Source organism: Neolewinella xylanilytica (assembly GCF_002934605.1).
In the GTDB taxonomy this organism is placed as follows: Bacteria; Bacteroidota; Bacteroidia; order Chitinophagales; family Saprospiraceae; genus Neolewinella; species Neolewinella xylanilytica.
In genome coordinates this window covers 1,001,452-1,020,142 of sequence record NZ_PTJC01000006.1, presented here as the reverse complement: position 1 = coordinate 1,020,142, position 18,691 = coordinate 1,001,452, and the positions used below count along the sequence as shown (strand labels likewise).

The 18,691-nt window shown below is 55.4% G+C and carries 15 protein-coding genes and 1 pseudogene; 5 read left to right on the top strand and 11 right to left on the bottom strand.

The window, feature by feature from the left end; genetic code table 11:
- Positions 1–8 precede the first annotated feature (8 nt).
- Together CLV84_RS13565 and CLV84_RS13560 are read left to right on the top strand one after the other, a co-directional pair.
- The gene (locus CLV84_RS13565; RefSeq protein WP_104420329.1) at positions 9–1,445 is read left to right on the top strand and encodes a DUF389 domain-containing protein; all 1,437 of its coding nucleotides are present in this window, start codon (positions 9–11) and stop codon (positions 1,443–1,445) included.
- Between the two features lie 34 nt (positions 1,446–1,479).
- Entirely contained in the window at positions 1,480–2,427 is a 948-nt protein-coding gene (locus tag CLV84_RS13560; protein WP_245911515.1) for a mechanosensitive ion channel family protein, read from the top strand.
- 52 nt (positions 2,428–2,479) lie between these two features.
- Here the strand turns inward: CLV84_RS13560 and CLV84_RS13555 are convergent, their stop codons facing one another.
- From CLV84_RS13555 to CLV84_RS13525, 7 genes are all read right to left on the bottom strand, one after another.
- Complete coding sequence (locus CLV84_RS13555) at positions 2,480–2,887, bottom strand: Hsp20/alpha crystallin family protein (RefSeq protein ID WP_170067703.1); 408 nt, start codon at positions 2,885–2,887, stop codon at positions 2,480–2,482.
- A gap of 179 nt (positions 2,888–3,066) precedes the next feature.
- Positions 3,067–3,468: a LysM peptidoglycan-binding domain-containing protein gene (locus CLV84_RS13550; RefSeq protein ID WP_104420326.1), complete on the bottom strand. Its 402-nt coding sequence runs from the start codon at positions 3,466–3,468 to the stop codon at positions 3,067–3,069.
- Between the two features lie 136 nt (positions 3,469–3,604).
- Entirely contained in the window at positions 3,605–5,242 is a 1,638-nt protein-coding gene (locus CLV84_RS13545; RefSeq protein ID WP_146088808.1) for a carboxypeptidase regulatory-like domain-containing protein, read from the bottom strand.
- Positions 5,243–5,300: 58 nt separating this feature from the next.
- Positions 5,301–6,008, bottom strand: a complete 708-nt coding sequence (locus tag CLV84_RS13540) for a CDP-alcohol phosphatidyltransferase family protein (protein ID WP_104420324.1) — start codon at positions 6,006–6,008, stop codon at positions 5,301–5,303.
- A 22-nt stretch (positions 6,009–6,030) separates the two neighbouring features.
- On the bottom strand, positions 6,031–6,903 hold the full coding sequence (locus tag CLV84_RS13535) for a hypothetical protein (protein WP_146088807.1): 873 nt from the start codon (positions 6,901–6,903) through the stop codon (positions 6,031–6,033).
- A 14-nt stretch (positions 6,904–6,917) separates the two neighbouring features.
- On the bottom strand, positions 6,918–7,199 hold the full coding sequence (locus tag CLV84_RS13530; RefSeq protein WP_104420322.1) for a hypothetical protein: 282 nt from the start codon (positions 7,197–7,199) through the stop codon (positions 6,918–6,920).
- A 156-nt stretch (positions 7,200–7,355) separates the two neighbouring features.
- On the bottom strand, positions 7,356–8,657 hold the full coding sequence (locus CLV84_RS13525) for a hypothetical protein (protein ID WP_104420321.1): 1,302 nt from the start codon (positions 8,655–8,657) through the stop codon (positions 7,356–7,358).
- 153 nt (positions 8,658–8,810) lie between these two features.
- Here CLV84_RS13525 and CLV84_RS13520 point away from each other — a divergent pair, with 153 nt between their 5' ends.
- The 3 genes from CLV84_RS13520 (at position 8,811) to CLV84_RS13510 (ending at position 14,033) form a co-directional block, all read left to right on the top strand.
- A complete protein-coding gene (locus tag CLV84_RS13520) occupies positions 8,811–10,022 on the top strand; it encodes an acetyl-CoA C-acyltransferase (protein ID WP_104420320.1) in 1,212 nt (403 codons plus the stop codon).
- Complete coding sequence (locus tag CLV84_RS13515; protein ID WP_104420319.1) at positions 10,019–12,145, top strand: 3-hydroxyacyl-CoA dehydrogenase NAD-binding domain-containing protein; 2,127 nt, start codon at positions 10,019–10,021, stop codon at positions 12,143–12,145. The genes CLV84_RS13520 and CLV84_RS13515 overlap by 4 nt, the downstream gene beginning before the upstream one ends.
- Positions 12,146–12,329: 184 nt before the next feature.
- Positions 12,330–14,033, top strand: a complete 1,704-nt coding sequence (locus CLV84_RS13510; protein WP_170067702.1) for a sigma-54 interaction domain-containing protein — start codon at positions 12,330–12,332, stop codon at positions 14,031–14,033.
- A gap of 173 nt (positions 14,034–14,206) precedes the next feature.
- Here the strand turns inward: CLV84_RS13510 and CLV84_RS13505 are convergent, their stop codons facing one another.
- From CLV84_RS13505 to CLV84_RS22330, 4 genes and pseudogenes are all read right to left on the bottom strand, one after another.
- On the bottom strand, positions 14,207–17,494 hold the full coding sequence (locus CLV84_RS13505; RefSeq protein ID WP_104420317.1) for a CheR family methyltransferase: 3,288 nt from the start codon (positions 17,492–17,494) through the stop codon (positions 14,207–14,209).
- Positions 17,495–17,660: 166 nt separating this feature from the next.
- The gene (locus tag CLV84_RS13500) at positions 17,661–18,023 is read right to left on the bottom strand and encodes a hypothetical protein (RefSeq protein ID WP_104420316.1); all 363 of its coding nucleotides are present in this window, start codon (positions 18,021–18,023) and stop codon (positions 17,661–17,663) included.
- A gap of 198 nt (positions 18,024–18,221) precedes the next feature.
- Positions 18,222–18,452, bottom strand: a complete 231-nt coding sequence (locus tag CLV84_RS13495) for a hypothetical protein (RefSeq protein WP_146088806.1) — start codon at positions 18,450–18,452, stop codon at positions 18,222–18,224.
- Between the two features lie 37 nt (positions 18,453–18,489).
- Positions 18,490–18,663, bottom strand: a pseudogene (locus CLV84_RS22330) (hypothetical protein); the annotation flags it as partial.
- Positions 18,664–18,691 lie beyond the last annotated feature (28 nt).

The window sequence follows — 18,691 nt, the reverse complement described above, 5'->3', positions numbered from 1 at the left end:
GTTCAAGTATGGATACAAAAAAATCGGTTAAGGCCCCGCACGACCAGGTGACCCCGGGGGAAGGGGGCATCAAAGAATGGTTCCGGGAATTTCTGGACCTGCGTGAGGGAAGCGACCGGGAATCGGCCGTAGCTTCGATCACCGGAGGCAACCTGATGCGCGGTAGCAATGCCTGGATGCTCGTCTGCTCCATCATGATCGCGAGTCTCGGTCTTAACCTTAATTCCGGGGCGGTCATCATCGGCGCGATGCTGATCTCGCCGCTGATGAATCCCATCTTGGGAATCGGCCTCGGCGTAGGCACTAACGACCGCAGTTTATTAGTGAACGCACTGAAGAACTTCGGCGTAGCGGTCATCATCGCTCTGGCAACCAGTTTCATCTATTTCCTCTTTACCCCCCTCGATATTTTCACCCCCGAAATGCGATCGCGCACGGAACCGACCATCCTGGATGGGCTGGTAGCGGTGTTCGGGGGATTGGCGGGCATCATATCCGTTACCCGCAGCGATAAGACCAATGCCATCCCGGGGGTAGCGATCGCTACCGCGCTGATGCCACCGCTGTGCGTTTCGGGCTATGGCCTGACGGAAGCCCTGCAAAATGGCGGTGACTTTACCATATTTTGGCGATCCTTTTACCTCTTCTTCCTCAACTCCTTCTTCATCGCCGCAACGGCCTACCTGATCATACGTCTGCTCCGATTCCCCTTCCGGAAGTACATGAACCGGCAGGAAACCCAGCGTAGTCAGTTGATCATCGGTGCGATCAGCGTCCTGATGATCATCCCGGGATACGTAATCCTGTCGGATGTGCTGGACCGGCAACGGGTAGATCGGGCAGTAAGCGAGTTTACCGAGCAGTACTTTCCGATGAGTGTGAGTTCATCTATTTTCGATCGTCGCGACCCCGAACGGCCGCAGCTTATTTTTCCGCTTACCGACCGACAGGTACCGCCCGACAGCCTCCGCATCTACAGCGACATACTGCAGGCCCCGCCCTTCGGCGTGAGCGGAGCGCGCATCGTAGTCGACACCAGCTTCAGCCCTTCGGAAATTGCCGGCATCAAGGGCGAATTATCCACGCTCGAGGATATCAATCAGCGTATACAAAAGCTGGAACAATCCGAGATAAACCGCTCGCGAGAACAGCAGTCGATGTACAATGAATTGCAGGGGTACCGAATGGATTCTACGGACTTCGTCGCGTTCAGTCGCCAGCTCATGGTCGCCTTTCCCAACGTGACCGGCGTCCGGCTGGCGCGGGCTCAGACCATCGAACGGTTTGGCCCCGACGACGACCCGCCCTACTCCGAACGCATTCCGCTAGTGACCGTACGCAGCGCGGATCCTCGGCTGGACAAGGCCGAACTCGCCAGAATGAACGATCTCATTCGCTTGCAGCTCAAACTGGATACCCTCATTCTGGTTACGGAGGGCAGCTGACGAACGCCAAACATGCCTATCCAAAGTTGGTTTCATGCGTATGGGTGATGAAGTACGCGATCTGGGCAGCATTTTCGTAGGCGCCTGGAATCATTTTTTGGAGTCGATCCCGGGTATCATCCTGGCACTGATCATCCTCCTCATCGGTCTATTCCTCGCACGGATTATCGCCCGCTTCTTCGGCAGCCGAATCCTGTCGAAAATGGATGACCCCCTCATGGGTCGCTTCCTCGTTACGACCCTTAAAACGCTCATCATCATCGGGGCGGTGCTGCTCGGACTGCGGGCCGCCGGTCTAAGCGGTATTGCCACCGCGCTCTTCAGTGCCCTCGGCGCTAGTGCCGTCATTCTCGGCTTTGCCTTTCGGGACATCGGCGAGAATTTCATTTCCGGGATCATTTTGGCCTTTAACCGTCCCTTCAATGTCAACGATACCATCCGGGTAGTCGACCATTTCGGGAAAGTAAAAAGCCTGCAATTCCGGTATACCCATATCAAAACCTTCGACGGAAAGGATGTGTACATTCCGAACTCGGACGTCCTGACCCAACCCGTTCAGAACTACACCGCCGATGGATACATCCGCTACGATTTCGTGATCGGCATTGCCTACGAGGATGACATTCAAGGAGCTAAAAACGTTATCCAGGACGTGCTCGATTCCCATTATCGCATTGCGCGGGACGGCGAACACGAAAGCTTTGTTGCCGAGGACGAACTAGCCGCCAGTACGATCAATCTAAAGGTATATTTCTGGCTCGACACCAAAGATTTCCGCGCAGGTGCGCTGCAAGTACGGGGGGAAGTGATCCGGGATATCAAGAACGCGATCGACGCCAACAATTACAGCCTGCCGGCCGATATCACGGAAATCAAGCTGTACGGCAGTGAACGGGATATACCCGTCCGCGTCAGTTTCGAAGAGCCTGCCCATCCGGAAACCAAAGCCAGACCTGGTGCGGGCGAGAATAAAAAGGAATAGCCGCCTCCACTACAGCGGAGGCGGCTAATAAAAGCTAATCGGTAGGAGAAACCTATGCAACGGTAATCTGGCGGACTGGCTTCTGCACGTTTTCCCGTTTGGGAAGCGAGAGACGGAGAATACCATCCACGTACGTTGCCTCAATTGCCTGGTCGTCGATCACTTCACTGTTCAGTTTAAACTTACGGGTGAAGTCCTGGAGGGAGAACTCGTGACGAAGGTAGGTAGGCTGGTCCTCGGTGCCATTCTTTTCGGTCGTGTAGGAGACTTCTAGCAGCCCGTCGAAAAAGTCGACTTTAAACAAGTCTTTCTGACGTCCCGGAGCTACCATTTCCAGCTCGAAACGGTCTTCCTTTTCCAGGATATTCACCGCCGGACGACTGGGATGCACTGCCTGCGTGAGGGCGTCGTCGAAAAATCGAAAAGAGGCAGGAAAACGATTATATCTGGTCAGTTTCATGGTGGTTGTATTTAATTTTTGGATACACCCCCGTGAAATCAAATCACGTGCCATGCAAGACACGGTGCCCAGTGCTGACTATTTGACACCCGATCGTCAAACGGTCTGACCAATTGACATGCCAAGTCGAACGTTGCGTTTAATTCAGCGTTGCCGATCCCAGATTTCACCTATACACGCTACGCCTTGGTGCCGCCCTCCTTCGGAAACGGAATGGTAAGCACCTGATCGGGAAATATATTGTGGGCATCCTGCAGGATGTCGGTATTTGCCTGGTAAATGTGCTTATAGGCCATTGGATCGCCGTAGTAGTCTTTCGCGATCTTGCTGAGGCTATCGCCGCGCTTAACGGTGTACTTATCGTAGTATTCGGTATTGGCAACCTGAATATCAGCCTCGAAGTCACTAGGGTTTTCCCCGCCCACGCGCTTGATTTCATCCCAGAGCAGGTCTTTCTGTCGTTGGGTTTCCACCTTGGCCGCCAACCGGAGCTTTCCGTCTACTTCCTTCACCTGAGCATTGCGGGCGTTGAGCTCCTCGGTCATGCTGAGCACACCGCGGTATTTATCCTGTAGGTTCATAGTCGTTGTTTTCTGGTACTGCATAGCGCCAGGCATTTCCGTTTCCCTGGATTTCGCCCCCTAGCTCTCGGAAGGGAGAGGAAGCCATGTCCACTACAATGTTTAGCGGAATGCTGGCAGTGGCAACGGCAGCTACTTACTGGTTGTTCTCGAGATCAATGGATTTTTCCACTTCCCAGTTTGCCCGCAACTCCTCGGTTTCGAAGCGTTGGACCACCTCCGGCTGTCGGCCGAATCGGAGGTCTCCCGAGTCGAAGCGCTCGTTTCCGTTGCTATCGTAGATCAATTCGACCAAATAATTGCCGGGCGGGAGGCTGCGGTAGGTAGCGATGTATTCGAAACGCTCGTGAATGAACCGGCGGGTCCCCACGATCACCTCCCCTTCGGAATCAACGAGCCGCAGAATGTAGTCCAGGGTGGAATTGAGATTCGCAAGGGTTACGGTCAATACGCCAAATTCTTCCGCTGCGGCCACGTTCAGCGACCGGGCGATGGTATCCGGATTCGAGGTTCCATACCAGTCCGTAACCGCCGTCGGTAATAATTCGATAAAATACGGGGCGGCTTCCGACCAGTTGGCGCGTAGTCTCAACTCGGCCGGGTAAACCGAATCGATCGTATAGGTATAGGCGACCGGATTCACGAAGGTGTCCCGAAAAAGCCGCACCAGGCTGGTATCGATACTGCTCAACGGTCGATTGAATACCAGGCGGATGCCCTCCCCCGGGTTTACCTTACCCGTCGATTTTCCGACGGCGGTAAGCGGCAGAACGGGGGCATCGTCCATTGCTCCGCTAACGAACACGGTATCGGAGTAAATACTGTCGCGGCCCAGCAGGATCGTATCGGCCGCCGGCTCCCGGTAGTACAGTCGGATGGTGTCCGCTAGGTCATTACGGAGGTATTCGCGGCCGCTGCGCAGGTCGACTTTCCCGGCGGGCTGGTTCACTCCGATCTTGATCAGGCCGAACTCGTCGGCCGTAACTTCCGTAGCCAAGGGTGTAACGGGGATCGGCGACACGCGCACCTCACCGATGGGGTTTTCCGCATCGCTAACTAGGATCGTGCTGTCGCGAAAACCGACGGCAAGCGGGGGAAATACGCCATCATAATCCGGATAGTAGGCTGTTGCGCCCGGGTTTCGCTGGAGGGCTACCACCCGGTATTCCCCGGGCCGGACGTTGCCGATCGTGAACGTGCCATCCTCCTCGGAGATGGCAAAGTAGGTCGGATTCTCGGTAAAGACGGCCGTATCCGCCAGGTTATCGTACAGGCTCACCGCAATGGCCTCCAGGGGCTCGCCGGTGAACTCGTCGACAACGCTACCCGTGACGGAGGCGGTATCAAGAATGGGCCCGGTGGCAAACACGAAACGCAGGTTTTCGGTGGGATTTCCTTCGTTCAGGTCCTTGATCGCCGAGCCGATGTTTACCACGTAGGTAACGCTGTCGCGTAATTCCACGCCTTCGAGGGGAATGACCAGGCTACGCCGTCGCAGTTGCGGTCGGTTGTCGGCGCCGAGGTCCAGCGGGGGACTGATAACGATCTCCTGTTGAAAATCGAGCTCCACCCACTCGTCAAAGGTCAGCTCGATCCGGTCGGGTCGAAAATTAGTCTGAAAATTCGGCGTCGATTCTTCCAAGACCAGCACCGGACCAATCGAGTCGATGTCACCGCCCCGAGGCGGGGTGGGCGTGGCACACCGCTGGAGTCCGAAGAAAGAGGAGGCCAGCATGGATAGCCAAAAGACGAGTAAAATTAAACTGCGCAGCAACGGCTTGGATACTTGGGGGTAGGTAGAATGACACCGGAAGGTAGGCTAAGGTTGCCCGTCATGGCACCTGCGCCCCGTCGCCCGAATAGGTATCCACCGCCGCGAGCACCGCGTAATAGGCGGTAGCCACCAGACAGACGCCGCGCCATAAGGGGCTGGGCTCCGGATAATACCAAACATTCATCACGGCGGCGGCGATGAATGCCACGGTGGCCAGTAAGGTCAGCACCCACCACCGCCCACCCCGGGAGGGATAGGCGAAAAGCACGGGGAGAAAATGCATAACGGCAAAGGCGAACACCACCGCGACGATGGCCCAACCCGATATCCAGGGAAGTACGAATACCAGGACGTAGACAACCATATTCCACAGCACGGGGAAGCCAACAAAGTGGCGACCCGAAGGACTGACCATATCTTCCTTACCATAATACAGCGCCGCGGAAAGCAACATGGCAAAACAGCAGGTGAGGCGGGGCCAGTACGCCAGCTCCATGGCCTCGTAGAACAGGTAGGCGGGCAGGATCGCGTAGGAAAAGAAATCGATAACGTAATCGATCGTCTTACCGCTCACCCGGGGTAGCACTTCCCCTACCCTGGCCAGACGGGCGAAGGTACCGTCGACCCCGTCGATAACCAGGGCTACGAGAATCCAGAGCATCGCCAGCCGGTAGTCTCCCTCCGACACCGCGATAAGCCCCATAAAGGCCGCGAGTAGTCCCGTAGCGGTGAAGGCGTGTACGGACCAGGCCGCGAGCTTTTGCATATCGTTGCGTGAAGTTGAAGGCTCAAGATAGGCTTTTGGCCGTCCCACGCTGCTTTCGTCGGGCGGCCTTTCGTTCGGCCTTGGCCCGTTTTTTATCCGCCTTCTCCTTTTCCTTTTCGCTCATTTGGTAGCCTACCAGGTGTAGGTCGCTCTTTTCCCGGAGTACGATCGCCGCGGCCACCGAGGTAAGCAGGGGCCCAAGAACGGTACCGAATAACGGAACCTTTAATAGCAGGAAGAGCGGCAGCCCGAGCCCCATGCAAATGCCGATGTAGTTGCGTTGCAGTTGCTTCAGGCTCTGCTGAATGGTCAACTCGAATTGCTCGTTGTAATTGTCGGCAATGGCGTAACCGAGGATAGTCGACTGAACGGCTATGGCAAACAAGCCTTCCACGAAATTTGGCAGCACGGCATTCCCTATGTTGACGAGGACCTGCTGCAAGATCACGGCCATAAAGGATACTTGCAGCATCCGGATCTGGGCATTGAGGAAGGGCTTGAACGTATGCGCCTCCTCTACGTCTTTCTCCAGGATCACCCGCAGGGTCTGGCGCATAAAATGGTAAATCACCACCTCGAGTAACACCAGCACCACCCAGTTCAGGACCCCATTGGACAGACTATTGTAAGCTTCTAGTAACCACTGCCAGATCAAGGAATCGCTGCCGATGGCCATGGCCGTCAGGGGTTCATCGGCGTGGGATTCGAGCCATTCGAACACCTCGGTGATCATGAAGAGCCCGACTAAAATGCCAACGGCGACCAGCCCGCGGGCCACCCATCCGTATTGTCGCAATCCTACCCAGAGCCGGTGGTTGACCATGAACCGCCAGGCCCGGGGGAAGGTCATGAGCGTATAGAAAAACTCATGGATGCCGTAGCGCAGTTTTGTCATCCACCCGTCTTCCATCAGCTACCGGTAGTATTTTGACAGCGGGCCAGGGCTTCGCGGAGTTGCTCGTTCTCACTGCGGAGTTGTTGGATTGCTTCCATGTCGGCCGGGGCATCCGTTGCCGCCGGTGCCTCGTAGCGTTCTTCCAGCAGCTCCCGGTTGTTCATGCCCAACCACCCCCTGACGTTGTTCACCGGGTCTTCGCCGTTGTAGAGGGAGGCCGCGACGTAAATGATCGGCAGGGCAATAAGCATAAAGAGTAAAAATCGGCTGAATACGGTTAATTTGGTTCTTGGCATGGCTCACTAATTTCTTTGAAGATACGGGCGGCGCGCGCAGGTGCAAAGTTAACTCTACCAATCCTTGGCCGCGCGGGACCAACACACGATACGCGCCGGCGTCCAGGCGGTTGGCTTCGTCGTCCTAAAGCATAACGCGATAGCAGCCGTACCGTTTCAGTCCACCAGTACACCGGAAAGCATGGTACCGAACATCCAGGCCTGAAAGAAAAAAGAAACAATCACCAGTGCGTACCCCACCACGGCCCACTGCCGGTAATGATACAGGGCATACAGGAGGAACATTCCGGTAATTACCGAAAGGCGCAGGTATTTCTGGATGTGGGTATAGTATTCCGGCCAGACCGTAAAGTAAACCAGGTGCAATCCGATGAGCAAAAGGGGAAGCACCCAGGGCGATGCGGGCCGTTGCCGAAATAAATAAACCAGAAAAACGAGCAAAAAGGGGTTAACCTGGAGGTAGCGGTTAATGCCGGTGAGGATGGTGGACGTGTACTGGTAGTCCGGGATCCAGTGCCATTCGGGGTTAAAGAAGAGGATACTGACCAGGCACATGGACAGATAGATGATCGAGAGCAGTTCCACGGGCTGCAGATCGGCGGGCAGCAATCGGCCCCGCAACCAGGTAAACAGGTACTTCACTCCGAAGCCCGCGGCCAGCAGCCCGAGGCAGTAATTAAAAATCCGGAAACGCGTCAACCAGCCTAGGGGATTGTCGGCCAGGGGGAATACGGGAAAGCCGAATTCCCTGCCCCACACCGTGGCCTGGACGCTGAAGTAGAGGAATGGCTCGCCGAGTTGTACGTACTGGATGAGCGCCACCGTCATAAAGGCCAAGGCGATCGGTGGTACATACCAACCCAGGATGGGCCGCCAATTGGCCCAGGTGAAGGTGTGCCGAACATCCCGCTGCATGAGCGTGGCCCCTACCATCGCCGGGATGAAAAAGAGGAAAGTAGGCCGGGTGATCCCCGCCAGCAGCAACGCGACGAACGTCAACGGCCGGTTGCCACGGGCGTACCCCCACAGTATGCCCGTTGAAAAAAGGCAGAAAAAAGCTTCCGACAGCGGGGTGTAGGCGTAAAACAGAAAGGGGAGCGAGAGAAAAATACCCAGCACGACCGGATGTGGACGGAGCAGGAGGCAGTTGAGCCAGATCGCTACCAGAAAAACGGTCGCATTCAGTGCCGCTATTCCGACTACGCCTAAGCCGGTAAGCCGCCAGATGTAGGCAAAAAAGGGGAAAAATCCGGCGTTGCAAGGAACTCCGGGCACGTAAACGTATCCCTGCTGCTGAATGGAGTGGTAGAAGGTTGCATCCCCGTTTAACAAGTTCGACGCGTTGGGAAGCGTGGTAATGAAGTCCAGCGCATAAAGGATCCCGTAGGCGGTTGAGAGTAGCAGTACGAAACCGATAATCCAGATAGCGTAATACAGCTTGGGGTTTGATACGGACACGGCGGGGGCTTTGGAGTAGCCAAGGTAGCAAGCGGTTGTAACTTACCGGCGGTGCCAGCCGGTGCGACCGGAAAAAAACGTAGCGGGGATGCGAGCATCCGAAGCCCCGCTGCCTTGTATATTACCTCTTTCATCACATAAGCCGCAAAAGACTTGCCCACCGAAGCCTTCATCTACGACGCCCTGCGCAGTCCGCGCGGGCGAGCCGCCTTCCCCGCCGACCTGTACGAAGTTAAACCGATCGAGCTGCTGGCACAGTGCCTGCGGGCCTTTCAACGCCGTAGCGGTCGGGACGATCTACCCGCGGAGATCGACGATTTAGTCATCGGTTGTAACACGCCGGCGGGAGACCAGGGCTACAACATCGCCAGAGCGGCGCTGCTGTACGCCGGATGGGGACAAGCGCGCGGCGGGCTGCAGATCAACCGGTTTAATACGAGTGGACTGGAGGCCATCAATTTAGCTGCCGCCCGCATCACCGCGGGTTACGGGGATACGATCATCGCCGGCGGGCTGGAGGTGATGTCGCGGGTTCCAACGTACCTGAACAGTGGCCCCATGATGAACGACCCGGCTACGGTGATCAACAGTCATTACATCCCCCAGGGAGTGGCCGCGGATTTGGTAGCCAGCACCCACGGGCTCCAACGGGAAGACCTGGACCAATACGCGCTTCGAAGCCACGCAAAGGCAGTAGCCGCCCGGGAAGCGGGGTATTTTCGGGCCAGCCTCGAGCCGATCACCGACCAGAACGGACTGCCGATTCTGTCCATCGATACGATACCGGATGCCGGCCTCGACATGGAAAGCCTGGCCACCTTCGGTGCTCGCTTTTCGGAGATGGGGCTGGCCGGCTTCGATGAGATGGCGCTTCATCGCTTTCCCCTAGTAGATAACGTAGACCACCGACACACCAAAGGGAACACCAGCCCCCCCGCGGACGGGTGCGCGCTTTGCCTATTAGGCAACCGTGCTTCGGGAGAACGCCTCGGCTTTAAGGCCCGCGCCCGCATCCGTGCGGTGGCGATGTCCGCCGTTGACGCCACCTTGCTCACCGGAGGCGTTAACGCGTTTAACCTCGCCCTGAAGCAAGCGGGGCTAACCCGGGACGACATCGATCTTTGGGAATTCAACGAATCTTTCGCCGCCCCGGCCATTCGCTTTCAACAGCGGCTCGACATTGACGAGGATAAGATCAATGTTCTCGGCGGGAGCATTGCCCTGGGCGAACCCCTGGGCGCCGTAGGAGGTATGATGCTTTGCCAGATTCTGGACGAACTCGAACGCCGGGACCTGAACATCGGTAGTCTGACCATCGACGCCGGTGCCGGGCTGGCCGTTTCCACCATTATCGAACGACTATGATTTATTACCGCAAGGATACTGACAACATCGCTACGCTGATTCTGGACATGTCCGGCCGGTCCGGGAATCTGCTGAATCACGAAATCGTAGCGGCATTCGCCCCCGTGATCGAGCACCTCAAACAGGAAAAGCTTGCCGGCAAGCTGAACGGTGTCATTATTACCAGCGCGAAGCAGGACTTCCTCGAAAGCGGCGACCTGGATTACCTCTACCAGCTGAATGATCCGGCCAAAGCATTCGAGGCATCGCAACAGCTCAAACAGTTTTTGCGTGACCTCGAAGTGCCCGGCGTTCCCGTGGCGGCGGCCATCAACGGCGACGCTCTCGGTACGGGCTTCGAACTTACCCTGGCCTGCCACTACCGCATTGCCGTAGCCGACTCTAAAATGCGGCTGGGTCACCCGGAAGTTAAGATCGGCCTCATTCCTAGTGGCGGAGCGGTGATCCGGCTTATGTGGCTGTTGGGCATTGAAAGAGCCTATCCGTTACTGCTGGAGGGCCGGCGGTACAGTCCGCAGGAAGCGTTAAAAGTAGGCTTAGTGGACGAACTTGCCGAGGATCGGACCGACATGCTCCGCAAGGCAAAGAAGTGGCTTCTGGCCCACCATGACGTCCGTCGCACTTGGGACGATCCGGACGGGGAGATCCCGGGCGGCACCGCCGCGGATCCTAACCTGGGCCACCGCATTCGCCTGCTTACCGCCCGGCTTTCGGCAAAGACGAACGACCTCTACCCCGCCAAACTGGCCATTATCGATTTGCTCGCGGAAGGCAGCAAATTGGACTTTACGACTGCCTATCGCCTCGACAGCCGCTACTACGCCCGCGTGGCCACCGACCCGGTCACGAAAAACATGATCTCCACCTACTGGTTCGACAAACAGGCGGTACGCGGGGGGGTAGGCAGACCCAAAGGGTACGGAAAGTTCCGCGCCCGCCGCATGGGGGTAATCGGAGCGGGCATGATGGGATCCGGGATTGCTTTTTTGTGTCTGCGCAACGGCTTTGAGGTAATCCTGAAGGACGTGAGCCAACCCATCGCCGACCGGGGAAAAGACTACATCGCCGACAAGATCGACGAGTACATCGAGCGCGGCACCTTCCAGCCGGAGGATCGGGAAAAGCTGCTGAACCGAATTACCACTACCGCCAAGAGCGACCTTTTCGTGGATTGTGACATCGTGGTGGAAGCCGTCTTCGAAAATAAATCGGTCAAGACCAAGGTGACGCGGGAGGCGGAAGAGCACCTGGATGAGTATGCCATATTTGGCACGAATACGCTGTCGATCCCCATTACGGAATTAGGGAGGGGAAGTCTGCGCCCCGAAAACTACGTAGGGCTTCACTTTTTCTTACCGGCGGAAAAAACTGCGGTGGTTGAGGTGGTAAAGGGAGAACAGACCAGCGACGAAACCGTGGCCCGTGCTTTCGACTTCGCCATTGCGATCCGCAAACTCCCCATCGTGGTCAAGGACAGTTGGGGGTTTTTTGCGGCACGGGTACTCAATACCTACATCCTGGAGGGCGTCACCATGCTCAACGAAGGCTATCCGGCCGCATTAATCGAGAACATGGGCCGACAGGCGGGCATGAAAAGCGGCCCGTTGGCCATGGCGGATGACCTAGGGCTCAAATTCGTACTACGGTACGAACAGCAAGCCGCCGACCATTACGGTAAACGGTATAAACAGCACCCTGCCGTTCCGGCTCTCATCAAGGTCAAGGAAGAACTGGAACGGAGTGGAAAGAGTAAACGCGCCGGGTTTTACGAATACGAAGCGAACGGGAACAGCCGCCTATGGTCGGGTTTGGAAAAGCACTTCCCCGTTACCAAGGATGATTACGACCGGCTTCGCATGAAACACCGCTTCCTCTTTACCCAGGTTATCGAGGCGGGCTGGTGCCTTCAGGAAGGGGTGATCGAGTACATCGAAGCCGCTAATCTCGCCAGTGTGTACGGTTGGGGATTTCCGGGATACACCGGGGGGGTTATGCGGTACATCTACAGCTACGGACACGAGAATTTTCTGCAGCGCTGCGAGGAATTAAAGGAGCGTTACGGCCAGCGCTTTACCGTCCCTCGTTTTATCAGGGAGATTGACCTGAATCGCCTAACTCCCTAGTACTTATTAAATATCCAAATTTGTGAGGTAGCTGCGTGAAGATTGACGGGATTTAGTAAATTTGGGAGCTCACACCGGATTAATGAACTCACCCACTTCCGACTTAGGTAGGATTCTGGAAACGGTCCCTTTACCAGGCTTCATCGCTTTGCAAAACGGGAACATTGCCTGTGCAAACCGCTCGATGTTGTCCGTTGCGGGCCAGCCCGACCTGGTTGAGATGGATCGCACCGTATTCGGCCTCGGCATTTTTCACAATCCAGCGGAGTTTCGAGGTTTCCTGTTAAGTTTCAAGCAGGGCGGGGCTACCCGAAGATTGGTGCTCCCGGTCGGGCGCTTTTCCAACACCCGAAAGCCACTCATTCTTTTTGCCACGCGCATCACCTACGCGAACAGCCCCGCTATTTGCGGCATCATCAGCCGTACGCGAATCGATGGGGAGGCGGCAAAGTATATCCCAGAGGAGGATGCGGAGGTAGTCATCGATAAGCTAAATTGCTTTGCGATGCGCATCGACGAACAGGGAAACGTCCTTTCCATCAACCTGCCCCTGCTCATCGAATTGGGGCTCGATCGTACCCAACCGCTCCCCGCCCTGACCGAAATCGACGCCGAACAGAACGCGCAGGATATTGCCAGCCATCTACGATCGGCGATGACGCGGGGGTCCGTAACCTACCAGACCTCGTTCCAACGGAATAACAACACCCTCATTCCCGTCGAAGTCACGATCAAGCCGCTAAGTAAAATCGCGTACAAAGATCAGTACATGATCACCGCCTTTGACCTGACCGGCCGACGGGCGGAGGAGCGACAGCGTCAAACGCTGGAAATCGAGCTCGAGAAACTCTCCACCCAGTTAGAAAGGCGGAGTGCATTAATGAATGACAAACTGAGCGGTCAGATATCCTACAAGATCGTTTCCCAGAGTCCGCTGTACGATAAAGTGCTCCAGCAGATCAATCAGGTGGCGGCCACCGACAGCACCGTGTTGATCACCGGGGAAACCGGCACGGGAAAGGAATTGATCGCGCGGGCAATTCACGCCCTTAGCCTGCGCGCACGCCGCCCCCTGGTCATCCTGAACTGCGGTGCCCTTCCCGCCGATCTGATCGAAAGCGAGCTGTTCGGCTACCGCAAAGGTGCCTTCACGGGTGCGCGTGGCGACCATTTGGGTCGCTTCGAACTAGCCGACGAGGGTACATTATTCCTCGACGAGATCGGGGAGATGCCGATGTTATTGCAGACGCGGCTGCTCCGGGTCCTTCAAGACGGAGAATTCACTCCGCTGGGTGCGAAAGAGAGCATTCAAACGGACGTACGGATCATTGCCGCGACGAACCGCAACCTGCGCGAACGGGTAAGCGAGGGATCCTTTCGTTCGGATTTGTACTTCCGGCTGAACGTATTTCCGATCCACAGTCCGGCCCTACGCGAAAGGCCCGAAGATATACCTGCTTTGGTAGCACACTTTATCAAGAAGCACGGACCGAAAAATGGGCGGTCCTTCCGGGTCAGGCAGGAAGACATCGATCGCCTACAGGCTTACCCCTTCGACGGAAACGTACGCGAACTGGAAAATATCATTCAACGCGCCCTGATTGTGAGCGACGGTGAATACCTGGACATCTCCCTGGATCGTGCCCCCAAAGCAGCAATGCAGCCGCTGGGCGCGAATACGGTGCTGACCGAAGCGGACGTGATAACCTTTGAAGAGATGCAACGTCGCCACATTCTTTCGGTGCTCCACCTTACGGAAGGCAAGGTGAGCGGAAAAGACGGAGCGGCAAAATTACTGGGGCTGAATCCACAGACGCTCTTTAGCAAAATGCGTAAACTAGGCATCAATCGCCCATCCGGACGTACTAGCGGTCAAAGTCCGAAATAAGGATAGGTTACCCTTCACCATCGTGGTGTTGGCCTTCCCGCCTAAAAACCTCCCATAGCCTGGTGACCTTGCGGGTAGCGCTCCGCAAGGTTTAAGCTGCCATACGGTTAACCACTCGCCCGGCACTACGCCCTCGGCTTCCGGGTATCACTGCTCAGTTCGATCCGGAAGCACTAATCTACCGTCTCAAAATTGATGAAGGTGAGTACACCGTTAATGAATACCGGACGGTAAAGCACGGTACGCGGTTGATTGTCATCCAGTAATTCCTGCAGCGAGAACGTGACTTTTTCCACTTCACTCCCGCCCCGAATCCGGTCGACGGCTAACCGGTATTTTTCCATACCCGATGGGGTGATAAAGTCAGATATCATTCTGTTCAGGTAGTGGTCAGGCTCATGAATGTGCCCGCGCATGTGGTTGACGTTGATTAATCGATCCTGCATGTCTACCAGACCCGCATCCTGCTGCAGCTGGGAGAGGGCTTCGACGTACTTGGAGATAATCGCGGTCGACTGCTGACGCTCTTCTTCAATTTCGGTGAAATCATGAATGATCACCATAACTTGACTTACCCGGCCCATCTTTTCAGCGGTGTTCTCCACCGTGGGAGCGATCGGAATGATCTCTAGCTTGGTATAGATGGTCGATCCCGCGGAACTTTTCAGGCTCAATTCCTGATTGGAGACTTCTCCCCGGTCGAAACTAGCCCGCAGGCCTTCGTTGAACCGTACTTTATCCTGATCGCTCACGATCAGGTCGGTGAAGTACGTTCCGACTAACTCGGCTTTCTGGCGGCCGGCAAGTGGACGATTAACTTCCTCGATCCGGCTGTTCTCCCAGAGTACGGCGATGGTCTCCTCCGTATTCTCGAAAATAGCCTCGTACTTGTTCGCCATGTCGGTGAGCCGATGACGGGTGAACACCAAATCGTTGATGTCCACGAAAGTAATGACGATGCCCTGTACATGCTCCTGATCGGTGAGGTACGGCAGCATTCGTAACAGGAAATAATTCCCTTTCCTGTCTTGAATCTCCTGATCGTGGCGAACGGTCGAGGTTAACACCTTGCGGCAAAGCGCTTCGAAGTCCAGTTCTTCGAAGGGATTGGAAAAGGAGGTTATGGGACGCCCCAGGTCCGAGGTATGCAGATCGAACTGCTGGCCCACTCCGGGAGTAAACCGACGGATCCGTAACTGATCGTCAACGAAGATCGTACTGATTTGGGTACTCTTCAGAAGATTGTGGACATCGTTGTTGATGTTGTTCAGTTCCTCGTTTTTCCGCTGGAATTCGTTGTTAACCGTATACAGCTCTTCGTTGACCGATTGGAGTTCCTCGTTGGTACTCTGCATTTCCTCGTTGGAGGCCAACAGCTCCCGGTTGCTGGATTGTAACTCTTCATTGGTCGCTTCCAGTTCGTTATACAACTTTTGCCCCCTTTGCTCACTCGACAGCAGCTCCGCCTCCAACCGCCGAATCCGTTCTCTTAATCTGCTATCGACTGAATAGACCTCGTCCCCTTCGATTTCCGCCCCGAATTTCAACTGCTCTTCGCTGGGAAAAAATTCCAGCATGGCGACCGGCTCGTCTACCTGTGCGAACTCCGTTACGCTGAAGCGTACCCGCACGTAATTCGGGGTATTGCCCGTGTCCGCTAGATTAATGCGTTCGAAAACCCCGGAGTTTCCGGTGCGCAACACCCGATCCACGCCCGCGGTGAGCAGGCTTTGCGCTTCCTGACTCACCATGGTGTGCAACGACAGCATGGCATTGAACCGGGGTAGCCGGAGCATGCCGTCGAAGTCGCCATTCAAGTATAAAATATCGTACTGCCGGTTTACGAAAAGCGTCGCCGGTGCGTAGCGCTCGGAGAGGTAGCGAGCGTAAAAGTCCATGGAAGCCAAGGAGGATGGATTAGATCTTTTGAAGGCACCGGTCGAGGAGTCCGCCAGCCGCTGGCTCAGCTGCGGTACTGCCGGGGTATTTTCGCCTTCGGTCAGAGAAGATGAATGGTCGATAATGTGCCCGCCCCTTCTCGCCGGTGTCTTTCCGCCCATTCGTTTGCGGTAGATCTTCCAACGACGATCCACGGTGGTAAAGGCGGATTGTAAGCCCCCGAGGCTTTCGCTGGGGCCAAGCATCAGACAGCCTGAAGGGTTAAGGCTGAAGTGAAAATTTGCCAAAATGCGCTGCTGCCCTTCCCCGTTCACGTAGATTAGAAAATTCCGACAGGATAAAAAGTCAATGCGAATGAAGGGCGGATCATCCAGCAGGTTCTGAACGGCAAAAAGAATGTTTTCCTTCAGGTCCGGACGAACCCTGAAGCCAGGGGGTTCCCGAATGAAATACTTTTGTAACCAGGGTGCCGGAACGTCTGCGGCAATGGATTCGTCGTACACCCCGGCAGCCGCGGTAATGATCGATTTACGGTCCACGTCGGAGCCAAAGATCTTAAACGTACGCTCCAAACCGTTTGAATCCAGGTAATCCTGAATGAGGATGGCGATGCTGTAGGCTTCCTCGCCGGTGGAGCAGGCGGGCACCCAAATGCGTACTTCCCGCTCCCCCACCTGATCGAAAAGAGAGGGAATGACCTCCTGCTTCAGTACGTCGAAGGCATCCTGGTCCCGAAAGAATCGGGTTACCCCGATGAGAAAGCTTTGCCGCAGGGTTTGCAGTTCCTCCTCGTCCTCAAGGGTTTGCTGGACGTACTGTGCTAGATCGGCGTGCTGTCGGATCAACATGCGTTTCTCGATTCGCCGCATAATCGTAGCGGGCCGATACCGGTTGAAATCTAAGCGGGCGGTTTGATAGATCCGGTCTAATAACTTGCGAACCAGGTCGGATTGGGTCAGATTGTGCAGTACGTCATTCTCCGGATCTAGTGCCGTGCTATGACGGAGCATGGTGGCGAGGCGGGAGGCCAGTTCAGCGGGCGGCAGCACGATATCGGCAAGATGCTGGCGGAGGGCCGCACGGGGCATACCGTCAAACTGAGCCGATCCCGGATGCTGCACCATAACCAGTCCGCCACGAGATTTCACCTCTTTAAGGCCCCGGCTTCCATCGGCCCCCATCCCGGAAAGGACGATAGCGATTGCATCTTCACCCCGTGATTTGGCCAGACTGAAAAAGAAATCGTCAATGGGGAGGTAAAGAGCATTCTTTGTCGCGTTACGGGCGACAGTCCGGATAGTCATTTTGTCCACTTCTACGTCAACCCCGGGCATCTTCACGTAAACCGTATCCGGTTCGGGAACAACCAAACTATCTAACGGTACGACCCGCAGACTCGTCGTACGCTGGAGGATCGAGCTCATCGAGCTGGCATGATCCATACTCAGATGCTGCACCACTATGAAAGCCACACCCAACCCTACCGGAACTTCAGAAAAAAACTCCTCAAGGGCTTGCAAGCCACCAGCGGAGGCACCGATACCGATGATCCTCACTGTCATTAAACACCAAAATTTTCACGGTCGCAACAAATCATGAAAAGCAATAGTAACAAACATTAGGCTAGTGCACCCATGATAAGCAAACACCCCCCTTAACGCTCTGATGCAAAGGAAGGCAGGGCACGCGAGGGGTCTATTGCGTTTTTTGAATTAACTCCGGGCAACGTTAGCAGGTGAAATTCGTCCAGATGGCCCTCCAACGGTGGAGGTAGCGGTGATCTTCGCAAGTGTCGCCGATCATCATAGCCCCAAGCCGAACTTGGTAGGCGATTACTTCGGGAAGCAACGCATTGTGCAAGACTTCCAGTTCTTTCCGGAATTCACCATCGGCCCGTTCGAGCTCCCGACGGAAATAAGCCAGTTTTTGACGAGTGATGCGCCAGGTTTGCAGTAATTCCGAACGCAGGGCAATCGGCATGGGGATATCTCCGGCCATCGCCACTACTTTGGCGGATTGTTGGTCTAATCGATTAATGTAATCTAGGGTGTTGTGTTGGTAGTCGGGTAGGCTGTCCTGATAAATCGACATAGGGCGTAGGTTTACATAAATCTTAACATCAAAGAGTGTGCCACAGATATATACATCTTAAAAACAGCAGGTTATGCATAAACAGTCATTTTATCAGCTAGGCATTTATTAAATATAAAACATCGCAAAGGACAATTTTATTAGGTTTGATGTTTTATCAAATGAGATAAAGCAACTAATCCTTGTTCCTCCTCCCATCTACACGTGCATAAGATCGGGATTAATTTTCACTTTTTGCGCTTCCGCCGCTTTTTCCACTGACATGCCATCTTGCATTTTAAATGCCTGGGCGGTTTCGATTTGTTCCGACACCTTCAACTTTTCCGCCACCTTGCTGAGATGGATTGAGTATTCTTCCAGTCGCCGCATCACTTCCCACCTGCTCCGCCAGACATGCTCGCTGATGCTGGCATGAAGCGATTCTGCCAAGAACCTTAGCGACGACCGTACATCTCTGCATGAGGTGCGGGTGACGATCTGCGCGGACACCATCAACAATATCGGCTTGCATTAGCTCGCCGTCTTCGGCCATTTTTGCCCGCAACCGGGTACGAGCAGCCGACACCTTATCCACGCTACTTTCCGAATGGGCGGGGTGGCGCTGTACGGTAAAGACCGCGAGCCGTGCATCCCGCGGCATGTTTTTTTTCAAGCTGCGGCATGGGGCC